This is a genomic window from Dietzia sp. oral taxon 368 (assembly GCF_002999155.1).
Taxonomy (GTDB): Bacteria; Actinomycetota; Actinomycetes; order Mycobacteriales; family Mycobacteriaceae; genus Dietzia; species Dietzia cinnamea.
Genome location: NZ_CP027238.1, coordinates 3,360,744 through 3,375,317, shown reverse-complemented (window position 1 = coordinate 3,375,317; position 14,574 = coordinate 3,360,744). Strand labels below are relative to the sequence as shown.

At 72.6% G+C, this 14,574-nt stretch carries 16 protein-coding genes; 12 read left to right on the top strand and 4 right to left on the bottom strand.

Annotation, left to right across the window (positions count from 1 at the left end; genetic code table 11):
• Nucleotides 1–50 precede the first annotated feature (50 nt).
• From C3V38_RS15775 to C3V38_RS15745, 7 genes are all read left to right on the top strand, one after another.
• Nucleotides 51–851: a TIGR00730 family Rossman fold protein gene (locus tag C3V38_RS15775; protein ID WP_061227637.1), complete on the top strand. Its 801-nt coding sequence runs from the start codon at nt 51–53 to the stop codon at nt 849–851.
• On the top strand, nt 851–1,405 hold the full coding sequence (locus C3V38_RS15770) for a TIGR00730 family Rossman fold protein (protein WP_061227638.1): 555 nt from the start codon (nt 851–853) through the stop codon (nt 1,403–1,405). Before C3V38_RS15775 ends, C3V38_RS15770 begins: the two co-directional genes overlap by 1 nt.
• A 128-nt stretch (nt 1,406–1,533) precedes the next feature.
• A complete protein-coding gene (folP, locus tag C3V38_RS15765) occupies nt 1,534–2,346 on the top strand; it encodes a dihydropteroate synthase (protein ID WP_165928459.1) in 813 nt (270 codons plus the stop codon).
• Nucleotides 2,347–2,396: 50 nt separating this feature from the next.
• Nucleotides 2,397–2,780, top strand: coding sequence for a DivIVA domain-containing protein (locus C3V38_RS15760; RefSeq protein ID WP_061227639.1), 384 nt, complete (start codon nt 2,397–2,399; stop codon nt 2,778–2,780).
• A gap of 91 nt (nt 2,781–2,871) precedes the next feature.
• Nucleotides 2,872–3,039, top strand: a complete 168-nt coding sequence (locus C3V38_RS15755) for a DUF3117 domain-containing protein (protein WP_007629831.1) — start codon at nt 2,872–2,874, stop codon at nt 3,037–3,039.
• Between the two features lie 77 nt (nt 3,040–3,116).
• Nucleotides 3,117–4,595: a M17 family metallopeptidase gene (locus tag C3V38_RS15750; RefSeq protein ID WP_106386283.1), complete on the top strand. Its 1,479-nt coding sequence runs from the start codon at nt 3,117–3,119 to the stop codon at nt 4,593–4,595.
• The gene (locus tag C3V38_RS15745) at nt 4,592–5,497 is read left to right on the top strand and encodes a putative RNA methyltransferase (protein WP_254426024.1); all 906 of its coding nucleotides are present in this window, start codon (nt 4,592–4,594) and stop codon (nt 5,495–5,497) included. The genes C3V38_RS15750 and C3V38_RS15745 overlap by 4 nt, the downstream gene beginning before the upstream one ends.
• 11 nt (nt 5,498–5,508) lie before the next feature.
• On the opposite strand, the gene glgA is transcribed toward C3V38_RS15745, so the two are convergent.
• Nucleotides 5,509–6,675 carry a glycogen synthase gene (gene glgA, locus C3V38_RS15740; RefSeq protein ID WP_165001129.1) on the bottom strand — a complete coding sequence of 389 codons (1,167 nt, stop codon included), beginning with the start codon at nt 6,673–6,675 and terminating at the stop codon, nt 5,509–5,511.
• Between the two features lie 144 nt (nt 6,676–6,819).
• On the opposite strand from glgA, the gene glgC reads away from it, so the two are divergent.
• Nucleotides 6,820–8,046: a glucose-1-phosphate adenylyltransferase gene (gene glgC / locus C3V38_RS15735; RefSeq protein ID WP_106386281.1), complete on the top strand. Its 1,227-nt coding sequence runs from the start codon at nt 6,820–6,822 to the stop codon at nt 8,044–8,046.
• A 35-nt stretch (nt 8,047–8,081) separates the two neighbouring features.
• Here glgC and C3V38_RS15730 read toward each other — a convergent pair whose 3' ends face one another.
• Nucleotides 8,082–8,690 (bottom strand): class I SAM-dependent methyltransferase, encoded by a 609-nt coding sequence (locus tag C3V38_RS15730; protein ID WP_106386280.1) that lies wholly within the window; start codon nt 8,688–8,690, stop codon nt 8,082–8,084.
• Between the two features lie 200 nt (nt 8,691–8,890).
• Between C3V38_RS15730 and sigE the strand changes: the two genes are divergently transcribed.
• From sigE to tatB, 4 genes are all read left to right on the top strand, one after another.
• Complete coding sequence (gene sigE / locus C3V38_RS15725) at nt 8,891–9,511, top strand: RNA polymerase sigma factor SigE (RefSeq protein ID WP_106386279.1); 621 nt, start codon at nt 8,891–8,893, stop codon at nt 9,509–9,511.
• Nucleotides 9,512–9,615: 104 nt separating this feature from the next.
• A complete protein-coding gene (locus tag C3V38_RS15720; protein ID WP_106386278.1) occupies nt 9,616–10,059 on the top strand; it encodes an anti-sigma factor in 444 nt (147 codons plus the stop codon).
• A 10-nt stretch (nt 10,060–10,069) separates the two neighbouring features.
• A complete protein-coding gene (locus tag C3V38_RS15715; protein WP_254426023.1) occupies nt 10,070–11,590 on the top strand; it encodes a S1C family serine protease in 1,521 nt (506 codons plus the stop codon).
• A gap of 65 nt (nt 11,591–11,655) precedes the next feature.
• Entirely contained in the window at nt 11,656–12,120 is a 465-nt protein-coding gene (tatB, locus tag C3V38_RS15710) for a Sec-independent protein translocase protein TatB (protein WP_106386277.1), read from the top strand.
• A gap of 103 nt (nt 12,121–12,223) precedes the next feature.
• Here tatB and C3V38_RS15705 read toward each other — a convergent pair whose 3' ends face one another.
• Together C3V38_RS15705 and C3V38_RS15700 are read right to left on the bottom strand one after the other, a co-directional pair.
• Nucleotides 12,224–13,363, bottom strand: a complete 1,140-nt coding sequence (locus tag C3V38_RS15705; RefSeq protein WP_106386276.1) for an Mrp/NBP35 family ATP-binding protein — start codon at nt 13,361–13,363, stop codon at nt 12,224–12,226.
• 39 nt (nt 13,364–13,402) lie between these two features.
• Nucleotides 13,403–14,479: a lytic transglycosylase domain-containing protein gene (locus C3V38_RS15700; RefSeq protein WP_106386537.1), complete on the bottom strand. Its 1,077-nt coding sequence runs from the start codon at nt 14,477–14,479 to the stop codon at nt 13,403–13,405.
• Between the last annotated feature and the right edge of the window lie 95 nt (nt 14,480–14,574).

Below are 14,574 nucleotides of genomic sequence, written 5' to 3'. Positions count from 1 at the left end.
GGTCCCGCGCCGCCGCCCGACTCACCAGAGCACAGAAGGAGACACGGCCCATGGCCCCCAACGACCCGGTCCACATGCGTGGACCCGTCCTCGTCCGTCGAGAGAAGGACGGCGAGCGCACGACCACAGACCAGCGACTGTTGGACAAGAACCAGGACACCGACTGGCTGCACACCGACCCGTGGCGGGTCCTGCGCATACAGAGCGAGTTCGTCAACGGCTTCGGCGCCCTGGCGGAGTTGAGGGACGCGGTCAGCGTGTTCGGTTCGGCCCGCACCCGGCCCGGCGACCCCGCCTACGAGCAGGCGGTGGAACTGGGCCGCGCTTTGTCCGAGGCGGGCTACGCGGTGGTGACCGGCGGCGGCCCGGGCCAGATGGAGGCGGCCAACAAGGGCGCGTGGGAGGCCGACGGTCAGTCGGTCGGACTGGGTATCGAGCTCCCCCACGAGCAGGGCATGAACCGGTGGGTCGACCTCGGTCTGCACTTCCGGTACTTCTTCATCCGCAAGACGATGTTCGTCAAGTACACGCAGGCGTTCGTGTGTACGCCGGGCGGATTCGGCACCCTCGACGAGTTCTTCGAGGCCATCACCCTGGTCCAGACGGACAAGATCACCCGGTTTCCGATCGTGTTGTTGGGCGTGGACTTCTGGTCCCCGCTGGTGGACTGGATCCGCGGCACGCTGGCCGAACAAGGCATGATCTCGGCGTCCGACCTCGAGCTGTTCCTCGTGACCGACTCGGTGCCCGAGGCGGTGGAGTTCATCCGCGAGGCGCACCACCGCGCCGCGCTGACGTCCGAGCAGCGGGAGGACCTCATCGGCGAGGAGCACCGCGGGGTCGAGCGCTGATGGCGCCGGTCCCGAACCGTCGGGTGTGCGTCTACTGCGCGTCCTCGACCTACGACCCGCGCCTGCTCGAGATCGCGACCGAGGTGGGCGACGCGATCGCCCGCCGGGGCTGGTCGCTGGTCTCGGGCGGTGGCAACGTCTCCATGATGGGCGCGCTGGCCGAGGCGGCCCGCGGGGGCGGCGCCCGGACGGTCGGGGTGATCCCCGAGGGGCTGCGGGTGCGGGAGGTCGCCGACACGGCGGCCGACGAGCTCGTCGTCGTCACCACCATGCGTGAACGCAAGCGGGAGATGGAGGAGCGCTCGGACGCGTTCCTCACGTTGCCCGGGGGGATCGGGACCATGGAGGAGATGTTCGAGATGTGGACCTCGGCCTCGCTGGGGTTCCACCACAAGCCGGTCGTGCTCTACGACCCCATCGGGTTCTACCGCCCGCTCCTCGACTGGGTCGACGGGCTGGCGGAGGCCGGGCTGGTCAAGCCGGCGGCGCTGGACCGCCTGGTCGTGCGCGACGATCTCGACGCTGCCCTCGACGCCTGTGGAGGGCGCAGGTGACCACGCCCGGCGACTCGCCCGCCACCCAGCCCGCCAACCAGCCCGCCACCCAGCCGGGCCCCGCTCCCCGGCCGGTCGTGGCACCCACTCTGTGCGGTCGGCCGGTGCCGGTGGACCGCCCCCTGGTCATGGCGATCGTCAACCGCACCCCCGACTCGTTCTACGACCGCGGCGCGACGTTCACCGATCCCGCGGCGATGCGCCGCGTCGACGAGGTCGTGGCGGCGGGGGCCGACGTCCTCGACATCGGCGGCGTCAAGGCCGGGCCGGGGGACCTCGTCGACGTCGACGAGGAGACCCGCCGGGTCGTGCCGTTCGTCGAGGCGGTGCGCGGGCGGCACCCGGACGTGCTCATCTCGGTGGACACATGGCGCGGTGAGGTGGCGCGGCGCGCGCTCGCGGCCGGGGCGGACGTGGTCAACGACACGTGGGCGGGCCACGACCCCGGGGTGCTCACCGCGGCCGGGGAGGCCGGCGCGGGCTTCGTGTGCTCGCACACCGGAGGCGCGGTGCCGCGGACGCGCCCGTTCCGGGTGGGGTACGCCGACGTGGTCCGTGACGTCGTCGAGGAGCTCACGTCCGCGGCCGAGCGGGCGCTGGCCGCGGGGGTGCCGGCCGACGGCGTCCTCATCGACCCGACCCACGATTTCGGCAAGAACACCTTCCACGGGCTCGAACTGCTCAGGCGGATGGACGAGATCGTGGCGGTGGGATACCCGGTGCTCATGGCCCTGAGCAACAAGGACTTCATCGGCGAGACCCTGGACGCCGGGGTGGACGACCGCGCGGAGGGCACGCTGGCGGCCACGTCGGTCGCCGCCTACCTCGGCGCACGGGTGTTCCGCACGCACGACGTGCCGGGCACGCTGCGCGCCCTGGAGATGGTCGCGTCGATCGTGGGCACCCGCCGACCTGCGCGGACTGTACGCGGTCTGGCCTGACCCGTGTGGGAGACTGGGCGCGGCGGTCGTCACTACAGGAGGGGAGCGCGATGCTCACCATCGTCGTCTACGTGGTCGTGACGCTGATCGTGGCCTCGGGCCTGTTCGCGCTGTCGCTGCTGGTGTTCGGGCGTTCGGAGTTGCTGCCCGCAGTGGAGGCGGGCCACACCGTCACCCGCCTGCCGCAGGGCCCGCTGTCCGGGGATGATATCCGGGCGGTACGCCTCGGGGTGTCCGCGCGCGGGTACACGATGGCCGAGGTCGACTGGACCCTGGAGCAGGCCGCGCTGGAGATCGACCGGTTGCGGGCGCGGCTCGGGGAGACCGCCGTCGGTGACGGCGCGCCCGTCGGGGCGGACGGCGGCGCGGTCGGCGGGGTGCGTGGTGCGGACGGTCGGTCTGCTACGACGTCCGAGTCGGGCCGGACGCGCTAGAATCTGTTGTATCCACTGGAGCAGTACCGATCGTGGGCACGGGCGCCCGGCAGGGCGCGCCCCGCGGACTAGGACGAAGGGAATCGACCTGATGGCGGCTATGAAGCCCAGGACCGGTGACGGACCGATGGAGGCGGCCAAGGAGGGCCGCGGGATCGTCATGCGCGTCCCTCTCGAGGGCGGCGGTCGGCTGGTCGTCGAGCTGACCCCCGATGAGGCCAAGTCGCTCGGCGAGGAGCTGACGCAGGCCACCTCTTGATCGATCGTCCCACCGATGCCGGCGCATCCGACCCTCGTGGCGGATGCGCCGACTCATGTCACCGGAAGGTACCGCCGATGTCCGATGTCCCCAGCCGCCCCCTGCCCGCGGTCCGTGTCGCGTCCGGTGAGGTCCCCGCGGCAGCGCGGCCCGTCGTGGTGCGTCGTCCGGAGGCCGGCCGGGTGACGCGCGGCCTGGCCCGGGAGGTCCGTGTGACCGTCCGTGACGGGCGTGCCGTGCTGGAGGTGGAGGTCGACGGGTCGACGCCGCGTTCGGGCTGGTCGGGCGCCGTGGACCACGGGTTGGGGCATCGCCGCGCGGGCGCGGCGCTGGCGCGTCACCTCCGCGAGGCCGGGTCCGTCGAACCGGTGGCGGTCTCGGTGCCCGGCGAGGTCCCGACAGACCGGGTGGTGGACGTGGTCCTGGGCTACCTGTTGGGGGCGCGCGGCCAGGACGTGTTCGCGGCCGACCCCGCGCCGGTGGCGCCGGAACTCGTGGTGGTGGTCACCGCGCGACCGGGAGGGGGCGACGACGACGACGAGGAGCGCGTCTCCCGTGAGGTGGCGACGGCGGTGGAGGCCGCGCGGGCGACGGCCGCGGCCCGCGATCTCGCCGGCGCCCCCTCGGACCGGAAGACGCCGGAGTGGCTGGTGGGGCGGATGGCCGGGGCGCTGCGCGCCGCTGGGATGCGCGCGGACGTCCTCTCGGGTGGGGATCTCGTCTCCGGCGGGTTCGGCGGCGTGCTCGCGGTGGGCGGTGGCTCGGCGAACCCTCCGGCTGTTCTGGTGGCCCGTCGCCCCGGCCCGGGCCCGCGGGTGCTGCTGGTGGGCAAAGGCATCACGTTCGACACGGGCGGGATCTCGGTGAAACCGGCCGACGGCATGCACCTCATGCGGACCGACATGGCGGGCTCGGCGGCCGTCGTGGCGGCGGCGGAGGCGTTCTGCGCGGACACCGCGCCCGCGTACACGGGAGTGGATCTCACGGTGGTGGTGCCGTCGGCGGAGAACATGCTCTCCGGTTCCGCCTACCGTCCGGGCGACGTCGTCACCCATGTGGGCGGGACGACCTCCGAGGTCACCAACACCGACGCGGAGGGCCGGATGGTCCTGGCCGACGCATTGGCTCACGGCATCGCCGAGTGCGACCCGGAGGTGGTGATCGACGTCGCGACGCTCACCGGCGCGATGAAGGTGGCGTTGGGGATGCGGACGGGTGCGGTCATGGCCACCGACGACGATCTCGCCGACCGGGTCGCCGCCGCGGGGGCGAGGGCGGGGGAGCGGTGGTGGCGGCTCCCGCTCCCCGACGATCTGCGTCCGGCGGTCCGCTCCGACGTCGCCGACCGCCGCCAGGCACCGAAGGGACCGGGCGCCATCACCGCGGCGCTCTTCCTCGAGGGCTTCGTCGACGGCCGCCCGTGGGCGCACCTCGACATCGCCGGGCCGGCCCGCTCTCCCGAGGAGATCGACGAGGTCGGGCCCATCGCGACGGGATTCGCCACCCGCACGCTGCTCGGGTTGCTCCGCGACCTCGCGGATCGACCGCGGGCGTGACCCCCGGACCCGCCCTCCGACGGATCGTGCCCCTGTTGCGCTGCCCGCTCTGCGGGGAGGCGATGCGGGCGACCGACCAGGGCGTCACGTGCGGTTCCGGGCATCCGTTCGACCGGGCCCGCCAGGGGTATCTCAGCCTCTTCGGCCCCCGGGGTCGGCGCTTCCCCGGGGACACCGCCGATCAGGTCGCGGCCCGCGACCGGGTGCTGTCCTCGGGGCTCTTCGACGGGGTCCTCGACGAGCTGGCGGCGGTGGCCCGCGACGCTATCGGGGCGGGCGCCCCGGCCGGGTCCGTCTCCCGCCGCGTCGTCCTCGAAGCGGGCGCGGGAACCGGCCACTACCTCGCCGGGGTTCTCGACGCCGTCGGCCGGGACGCCGGCGGGGCCGACGTGGTGGGGATCGGCACGGAGATCTCCGCGGCGGCCGCCCGACGCCTGGCCCGCGCGCACCCCGCGGCGGCCGCGTTGGTCGCGGACACGTGGGACGGCTTCCCGCTCGCCGACGACAGCGTCGACCTCCTCCAGGTGGTCTTCGCGCCCCGCAATCCGTCGGAGTTCGCGCGCGTGCTGCGCCCGGGCGGGACACTGGTCGTCGCGGTGCCCGGGGAGGGCCATCTGGAACCGCTTCGTTCGGCCGGGGGACTGCTCGAGCCGGCGCCGGACAAGGCCGCGAGGCTGGACTCGGAGCTGGCGGGCGCCTTCGAGCCGGGCCCGGTCCGCGTCGTAGACCAGCACACCGAGGTGCTCGCGGCGGTCGCCGTCGACCTCGCGCTCATGGGGCCCAGCGGGGTGCACCTCGACCGGGCGCGGCTGGAGGCCGCCCTCGGCGCCGACGACCGACCGGTCCGGTTGCACGTCGAGGTGCGTTCCTACCGAGTTCCGCTGGGCGACCTCCGACCCTGACGGGGGCGGCGTTACAGCAGCGAGGCGTACATCCGGTGCGTCTGCTCGGCGATCGCCTGCCACGAGAACCGGGACACGGCCCGCTCCTTGCCGGCCCGGCCCATCCGCGCCGCCCGCTCGGGATCCGCGATCAGTTCGTTGACCGCCTCCGCGAGCCCCTGCTCGAACGCCACGGTCGCCGACTCGTCGTAGTGGACGAGGACGCCCGTCTCGCCGTCGACGACGACCTCCGGTATCCCACCGACGTCGGAGGCCACGACGGCGGTGTCACACGCCATGGCCTCGAGGTTGACGATGCCCAGCGGCTCGTACACCGACGGGCACGCGAACACCGTCGCGGCGGACAAGATCTCGATCACCTCCTCTCGCGGCAGCATGTCGCGCAGCCAGAAGACGCCGTCACGCGCCGCCCTGAGCTCGGCGACCAGTGACTCCATCTCGGCGGCGATCTCCGGGGTGTCCGGTGCGCCCGCGCACAACACCAACTGGGCGTCCGGGTGGAAATCGCGGGCGGCCCGCACGAGATGCGGCACGCCCTTCTGCCGGGTGATCCGTCCGACGAAAGCCACGATCGGCCGGTCCGGGTCGACCCCGTGGCGCCGCAGTACCGAGTTCTCCCCGGAGAACGTCTCGACCGGCGCCCACACCGCGGTGTCGATGCCGTTGAGGATCACGTGGATGCGGTCCGGCTCGACCTCGGGATAGACACGCAGGATCTCGTCCTTCATCCGGGCGCTCACCGCGACCACGGCGTCAGCGCCTCCGAACGCGGTGCGCTCCGACCACGACGAGACCCGGTAGCCGCCGCCGAGCTGCTCGGCCTTCCACGGGCGGCTCGGTTCGAGCGAGTGCGCTGACACCACGTGGGGGACGCCGTAGAGCTGACCGGCCAGATGCCCTGCGAGCCCGGCGTACCAGGTGTGGGAGTGGACGATGTCCGCCCCCTCGGCCGCGACGGACATCCGCAGGCCGGCGGACAGGGTCTGGATCGCGGGGTTGGCGTCCGGCCCCAGCTCCGGGTCGGGGCGGAACGCGCGGGCGGTGTCGCGGTCCGCGCCCATGCACAGCACGTCCACGTCGCACAGTGGTCGCAGGTTCGCCACCAGTTCGGTCACGTGCACCCCGGCCCCGCCGTAGACCTCCGGCGGGTACTCCCTCGTCATCATCGCTACTCGCACACCGGCCAAGGTAGTCGCTCGGGCCCCCGCCCGAGGCGTGCCCGGTGAACACCGCCCGTCGCCGGGGTGACGACCGGGCGCGCGGCGGGGGTCAAAGCGCCCGTTGCCCCATGAGGAGTCGCGCGGAGTCGATACGGTGGGGTCGTGAGGAACCAGCCGCATGTCCTAGGAATCGTTCTCGCCGGCGGCGAGGGCAAGCGACTCTTCCCGCTCACGGCGGACCGCGCGAAACCGGCCGTGCCGTTCGGCGGGTCCTACCGACTCATCGACTTCGTGCTGAGCAACCTCGTCAACGCCGGGTTCATGCGCATCTGCGTCCTCACCCAGTACAAGTCCCACTCCCTGGACCGCCACATCGCGCAGGTGTGGCACATGCGGGGCATGGGCGGCGAGTACGTGGCCCCCGTGCCGGCCCAGCAGCGACTCGGACCCCGCTGGTACACGGGTTCGGCCGACGCGATCCTGCAGTCGCTCAACCTGGTCCACGACGAGAAGCCCGACCACATCGTCGTCTTCGGCGCCGACCACGTGTACCGCATGGACCCGCGCCAGATGCTCGATCATCACATCGCCACCGGCGCCGCGGTGACGGTCGCCGGGATCCGCGTCCCCCGCGACGAGGCTTTCGCGTTCGGCTGTATCGACGCCGGCGAGGACGACATCATCCGCGGCTGGGTGGAGAAGCCGTCCGATCCGCCCGGTACCCCCGACGACCCGGACGCGACCTTCGCGTCGATGGGCAACTACATCTTCACCACGGATGCGCTCATCGAGGCCCTGAGGGCGGACGCCGAGAAGCCCGACTCCTCCCACGACATGGGCGGCGACATCATCCCCGCCCTGGTCGAGCAGGAGCGGGCGTACGTCTACGACTTCGCCCGCAACGACGTACCCGGCGAGACCGAGCGTGACCGCGGCTACTGGCGTGACGTCGGAACCATCGACGCGTTCTACGACGCCCACATGGACCTCGTCTCGGTCCACCCGGTGTTCAACCTCTACAACGACCGGTGGCCCATCCGCACCCAGCAGGACAATCTGCCGCCGGCGAAGTTCGTCAACGGCGGGATGTCGCAGGAGTCGATGGTCGGTGCGGGCACGATCATCTCCGCGGCCACCGTGCGCAATTCGGTCGTGTCCAACAACGTGGTCGTCGAGGACGGCGCCGTGGTCGAGGGCAGTGTCCTCATGCCGGGTGTGCGTATCGGCCGCGGCGCGGTCGTGCGCAAGGCGATCGTCGACAAGAACTGCCACATCGGCGACGGGGACCTCATCGGCGTCGACCACGAACGCGACCGGAAGCGGTTCCCCGTCAGCGCGGGCGGCGTCGTCAGCGTCGCCAAGAACACCGTCACGTCCCTGCCGGGCTGATCGCCGGGCGGCGCGACGGGTCAGAGTGTGACGGGTCAGAGTGCGACGACGGTGAGCCCGACACCCACCGGCAGGAGCGTGACGTGGGCGTGCTCCGGGAGGTCCGTGTCCTCCGGCAGGGGCGCGTGCTCACCGATGAGCACGAGTGCCCCACCGGAACGCAGTAGCTGATGCGAGCGGGAGATCAGGCGCGTCACCGAGTGGGCGGGGACATCCGCGACCACCAGGTCGTACGCGCCGTCGGCGAGTTTGTCCGCGACCTCCAGCGGGCGGGCCGCGATGTAGCGCGCCGCCGAGGAGGGATGGCCCGCCCGGCGGACCGCGGCCCGCGCGGCATCCAGGTGGTGCGGATCCTCGGTGATGCACGTGACCACGGTCCCGGAACCCTGGCCCGCCGCCGCGAGAATCGCGAGTGCGGGGACGCCCGGCGCCGGCGTGATGCACACCGCGGCGCGGGTGCCGTTGAGCCGGGCGATCATCCGGATGGTCTCCGCGGTCGGGGCGTCCGGTGAGGGCGCACCCAGTTCGTCGGCCTCGGCGCGGGCCGGGGCGTAGAGGGAGTCGTCGACGAGGGCCGCGCTCCGGTGCGCCAGCCCGTCGGTCCCGGAGCGGTCGGTGGCGGGGAGATCAGAGGAATCGGACACCCGAGCAGCGTATCGCCGCGGACCGGTACAGCGGCGACCAACGCGCGGTGACCTGATCGGTACGAAACTCTCAGTGCGATCTCAGTACGCGTATACCGTGAGGACAGACCGGTAGGGGAGAGTGGTCGGACGTCGCGTCACGAGGGCGCGATCCACCACCGCGCGGGGACGGGCCCCGCGCCGGAAGGCGGCGGCAGCGCATGTACTCACGAACCGTGCACGGGACGACGATCGCCCCGGTGGCCCCCGACGAGTCGGCAGGCACCGCACGATTCGACACGACCGGCGACGCCGAGGACATGCCGACGTGGTCCGAACTCGTCGCCCAGCACGGTGACCGGGTCTACCGCCTCGCGTTCCGGCTCTGCGGCAACGCCCATGACGCGGAGGACATCACGCAGGAGGCGTTCATCCGCGTCTTCCGGTCCCTCGACCGCTACAAACCGGGGACCTTCGAGGGGTGGATGCACCGGATCGTCACCAACCTCTTCCTCGACATGGCCCGGCGGCGCTCGCGCATCCGCTTCGAGACCCTCCCCGAGGACGCCGAACGCGTCCCCGGGCGCGAGCGGAGTCCGGAGCAGGTCCTGTCCGATGAGACGTTCGACCCCGTCCTTCAGGCGGCGCTCGACAACCTGACCCCTGAGTTCCGGGCGGCCGTCGTCCTCAGCGACATCGAGGACCTCAGCTACGAGGAGGTCGGGCGCATCCTCGGGGTCAAGATGGGTACCGTCCGCAGCCGTATCCACCGCGGCCGCGCCGCCCTGCGCGCCGAACTCGAGGCCGCCGGGGTCACCGGAGCGCACCAGCGTTCCAGCTGATCCGCCGCGTCCGACGGCGGGAACCGCGGAGCCGTGGCGGACGTTGACCCATCAGGAGCGGGGCGCGGTGCCGTCCCGCAGGACGACGGTCGGGAGGGCGTGGCGTGGATCGACATCGTCACGGGCGCGGCTCCGCGCCCGAGTTCAGGTTGTCGCAGACGTCCGCGCGCGAGGTGGCGGGCCGGACCGGGCCGCCGCGGGTGCGAGAGCAGTTCCTGTCCACCGATCATCTCTCCATCGAGGCCGCGGCCGCGTACGTCGACGGCCGCCTGCCCGAGGCCGGCCAATCGCGCGCGGACGCCCACCTCGCCCGCTGCGCCGACTGTCGCCGCGAGGTCGAGGGGCAGCGGGAGGCGCGCCATGCGCTACGGGGATCGGGACCCATCCACATGCCCCGCGAGCTCCTCGAGCGGCTACGGAATCTGGAGGACCCGGCCGCGACCGCTCCCGCGCGAGACGACGACCGGTCCCGGACGCCCGCTCCCGCGGAGACGTCCGGGACCGCGTGGGCGAGGCTACTTCGTCGGCTGGGGCGACGCGGCCGTTAGGGTGGGTCGGGTGGAGGACCAGAATGGCGTGCGCGGGTCGACGGGGCGCGACGAAGCCCCCGACCGTCCCCTGCGCGAGCCTGCACCCATCCACCGACCGGCCGTCGAGCCGGAGCACGTCGCCCTGTTCTCCCGCCCCGACGGCGTCTCCGGAGGATTCGACCCCGCGTCCCACACCGGTGCCGTGGGTCGCGCTGGCCCGGGGATCGACCGTGACGCCGACCCCGCCCTGGCCCAGGCCTTCGGCCCCGGCCCGGAGAGCCCACGGGGCATCGAACGTCATCCGGACTGGCAGGACGAAGCCGCCACGCCCCCGCCGCGCACGCCCGACCCCTGGCGTGACCCGCAGGCCCCGGTCGGTCTCGGCGCACCCGCCGTGGCGGCTCCACCCGAGCCGCGCCCGGTAGACCTGTCGGGCGCGGACGAGGCCCCACCGGCTCGGCTCTCGCTCTCCGAGGCACTGTTCGAGCGCCGACTGAGCAGGCGGGCGCTGGCCGGGGCGACCGCGGCCGTCGCCGTCGTCGCCCTCGCCGGCGGTGCCGTCGGCGCCGTCGTCGCTGATTCCGCCCGCGTCCTCACCACCTCGACCGTCCGGATCGCAGACGCGCCCGACAACGTCCTGCGCCCGGACAATCCCGTCGGGGAGGTCGCACGGCGGGTCCAGCCCGCCGTCGTCAACATCCAGGTCTCCACACCGTCGGCCCGCGGCGAGGGCTCCGGGGTCGTCATCGACCCTCAGGGCTACATCGTCACCAATAACCACGTCGTCACCATGGACGGTGCCGCCGACCGCGCAGACATCGACGTCATCTTCCCCGACGGCTCCCGCGCCGCGGCAGAGACGGTGGGCCGCGACCCGGCCACGGACCTCGCGGTCCTCAAGGTCGAGGACGTCCAGAACCTCACCGTCGCCACCCTCGGCGACTCTGATGACGTCCAGGTCGGGGAGCAGGTCATCGCGATCGGATCCCCGCTCGGACTCGCGCGGACGGTCACCGAGGGCATCGTCTCCGCGACCCGGCGGCCGATCGCGCTGGGGGAGTCGACCTCCGACGGCGACGTGGTGATCGACGCCATCCAGACCGACGCTGCCATCAACCCCGGCAACTCCGGCGGGCCGCTCATCGACGGCACCGGCGCGGTCATCGGGATCAACACCTCGATCTTCACCCAGTCCGGCGGATCCATCGGCCTCGGCTTCGCGATCCCCGTCAACGACGTCCGCGACATCGCCACCTCGCTGATGACCGAGGGGTCGGTCCGGCACGCGACCATCGGGGTCAACGCACGCAAGGCGGACAACGGCGCGGTCGAGGGCGCGGAGATCGTCAACGTGCGCGAGGGGTCGCCCGCCCAGGCCGGCGGCCTCCGCGAGGGCGACGTCGTCACCCGCGTCGGCGAGCGACAGGTCCGCTCGTCCGACGAGCTCGTGGTGGCCGTCCGCCGCGCCGGTGCGGACATCGACGTCCCGGTCGAGGTCATCCGCGGCGGATCGCGCGTCGAACTGACCGTCCGCCCCACGCTCGGCTGAGCCCGGGGGGTCACCCGGGCACGCCAGGCTCCCACTCGCGCCCGCCACGACGTATCCTGACTGCGATGTTCACAAACGTGGGGTGGTCCGAGCTCCTGGTTCTCGGGGTGATCGCACTGGTCGTCCTGGGTCCTGAGCGCCTACCCGAGGCCGCCCGCTGGCTGGCGTCCGCGATCCGCAAGGTCCGCGAGTTCGCCAGCAACGCCCAGCAACAGCTCAAGGACGACTACGGGACCGACTTCGAGGAGTTCCGCGAGCCGCTCAAGCAGCTCAACGACCTGCGCGGCATGAGCCCGCGTGCCATGGTCACCAAGCACCTGCTGGACGGCGACGACTCCCTGTTCACCGGGGACTTCGGCGCCGCCGCTCCCACCGGTGCGGCCGGGTCGGCGGGCGCCGGCACCGCGGCCGAGCCGCGCCGGTCGACCCGACCGCCGGCCGCCACCCCGCCCGCAGCGACCCGGGACGCGAACGCCCCCGGCGACACGGCACCGGCCCCCGGTCCGGTCTGGGACCTCGACGCCACCTGAGGGCGGACGTCGGGTGAGTCGTCACCCGCCCGGAGGCGGTAGGCGACCCGGCGAGCGGCCGGCGGGGGAGTGACGCCCGCCGACCACGGGAGAGGCCGATCCGTCAGAGATGACGCGTGGTGTCGATCCCCAGGTTCATCCCCGCCAGGCCCCGGGGCCGTACGGCCAGGCCGTCGGCGATGTCGCGGTACGCGCGCCCCGATGGTGACCCGGGCTCGGCCAGCACGATCGGCGTGCCCTCGTCCCCGTGCTCGCGTACGGCCTGTTCGAGCGGCACCTGACCGAGCAGCTTGACGGGTGCGCCGACCGAGCGGGACAGGTTGGCCGCGACCTCCGCGCCGCCGCCGGTACCGAACACGTCCATGCGGGTGCCGTCGGGCAACTCCAGCCACGACATGTTCTCGATGACACCGGCGATCCGCTGACGGGTCTGCAGCGCGATCGACCCCGCACGCTCGGCGACCTCGGCGGCTGCCTGCTGTGGAGTGGTGACCACGAGGATCTCCGCCGACGGGATGAGCTGGGCGATCGAGATCGCCACGTCGCCGGTGCCCGGGGGCAGGTCCATCAGCAGGACGTCGAGGTCGCCCCAGTACACGTCGGCGAGGAACTGCTGCAGCGCCCGGTGGAGCATCGGGCCACGCCAGACGACCGGGGTGTTGCCCTTCGTGAACTGGGCGATCGAGATGACCTTCACGTCATGCGCGACGGGCGGGAGGATCATCTGCTCGACCTGGGTCGGCCGGGCGTCGGTGCCGAGCATCCGCGGGATCGAGTGCCCGTAGATGTCCGCGTCGAGCACGCCCACGGACAGTCCTCGGGAGGCCAGCGCCGTCGCCAGGTTGACCGTCGCGGTGGACTTGCCCACGCCGCCCTTCCCCGAGGCGACCGCATAGACACGGGTGAGGTTGCCGGGTTGGGCGAACGGGATCACGGGTTCGGCCGCGTCACCACGCAGGTGTTTGCGCAGTTCGGTGCGCTGCTCGTCGCTCATCACGTCGAGCTCGACGGCGACCTCGCCGACGCCGGGGACGTCGGACACCGCCGAGCGGACGCGGTCGCTGATCGTGTCCTTCATCGGACACGAGGCGACGGTCAGGTAGATGCCGACATCGACGCGGCCGGTCGCGGGGTCCACCTCGACGCCCTTGACCATGCCGAGTTCGGTGAGCGGCTTGCGGATCTCCGGATCATCGACCTTGGCCAGTGCGGCGCGGATCGATTCTTCGCTGGGTGCACTCATGATGCCCCGAGTCTAGGCGTCGCGGCACCCGGTGACGATTCAGGCCGGGGGCGGCGGCACGCAGAACGGCGGGATACAGGGCAACTCGATCACCGGCAGGCCCGGGATGGCGGGGGGCGCCGGCGCGGGCGCGGCGGCCGGGGACGACTCCGTCGTTGTCGGCGACGGCGCCGTCGCCGACACCTCGGTCGTGGGCGACGTCGTCGTCGGTGTGACCTCCGTGCAGCCGGGTACCGGCGGTTCCGGCTCACCGGGCTCCGCGGGCTCCGGCGCGGCGGTCGGCTCGCCCTCCCAGCCCTCGGGGCAGTGCTCTGGTGGCCGCGGGGGCTCGACCGTGGGTTCCGGTCGGTGGATCTCCGGCAGATCGGAGGGCAGCGGGAAGGCATTGATCGCGTAGCCGTGTGCCCACGCGTTGACGTTGGCCACATACGCCAGCGAGTTGTTGTAGGCCAGGAGCGCGCGGGTTCGGGCTGCCGGGTCCGCCATGGACCCGCCCTGGTTGCACAGGAGCGTCGCCGCGGCCAGGGCACCGTCGTAGATGTTGTTCGGATCGGCGACGCCGTCGTCGTTGCCGTCGCGCCCGAGCGTCGCCCAGGTGGACGGGATGAACTGGACGGGCCCGACGGCACGGTCGAAGTCGGGGTCTCCGTCGAACCTGCCGCCGTCGGTGTCGGTGATGACGGCGGTGCCCGGCAGGGAGCCGTCGAGCCGGGGGCCGACGATGCGGCCGATGGTGTCGCCGCGCACGTCGAAGAGCCCGCGGCCCTGGTTGGATTCGACCTGGCCGATCCCGGCGAGGACGGTCCAGTCCATCTCGCAGGTGGGGCGCTCCGCGTTGAGCCGGTCCGTGGCGCGGTGGTAGGCGTCCAGGGCGATGCCCGGGATCCCGAGTGGGCCGTCGGGGATCGTCGCCGGCTCGATGTGCGCGGCGCCGGGGTCGACCGGCGGCTCCGGGATCTTCTCCGAGGTGGTGGGGTCGGTGCCGGGAGGCGGCGTCGTCGCGAGAGGCGGCTCCGGCGAGTACTCGGCCAGCGGCGTGATGTCGGGTGCGGCGGGGCGGCTCGTGTCGATCGTGAGCCCGACCGCGGCGAGGACCGTGATGGCTCCGACGGTCACGGCTGCACTGGTGAGCACCCGACGGTCTGCAGTGTGCGCGATTCGGCGCAAGATATTCCCCCTACGACGTAACGGGCGGCGCGACGGCCGTGCAC

Coding starts and splice junctions, on each gene's coding strand:
- C3V38_RS15775 (WP_061227637.1), top strand. CDS start 51: ATGGCCCCCAACGACCCGGTCCACATGCGTGGACCCGTCCTCGTCCGT.
- C3V38_RS15770 (WP_061227638.1), top strand. CDS start 851: ATGGCGCCGGTCCCGAACCGTCGGGTGTGCGTCTACTGCGCGTCCTCG.
- folP (WP_165928459.1), top strand. CDS start 1,534: ATGGCGATCGTCAACCGCACCCCCGACTCGTTCTACGACCGCGGCGCG.
- C3V38_RS15760 (WP_061227639.1), top strand. CDS start 2,397: ATGCTCACCATCGTCGTCTACGTGGTCGTGACGCTGATCGTGGCCTCG.
- C3V38_RS15755 (WP_007629831.1), top strand. CDS start 2,872: ATGGCGGCTATGAAGCCCAGGACCGGTGACGGACCGATGGAGGCGGCC.
- C3V38_RS15750 (WP_106386283.1), top strand. CDS start 3,117: ATGTCCGATGTCCCCAGCCGCCCCCTGCCCGCGGTCCGTGTCGCGTCC.
- sigE (WP_106386279.1), top strand. CDS start 8,891: ATGTACTCACGAACCGTGCACGGGACGACGATCGCCCCGGTGGCCCCC.
- tatB (WP_106386277.1), top strand. CDS start 11,656: ATGTTCACAAACGTGGGGTGGTCCGAGCTCCTGGTTCTCGGGGTGATC.
- C3V38_RS15705 (WP_106386276.1), bottom strand. CDS start 13,363: ATGAGTGCACCCAGCGAAGAATCGATCCGCGCCGCACTGGCCAAGGTC.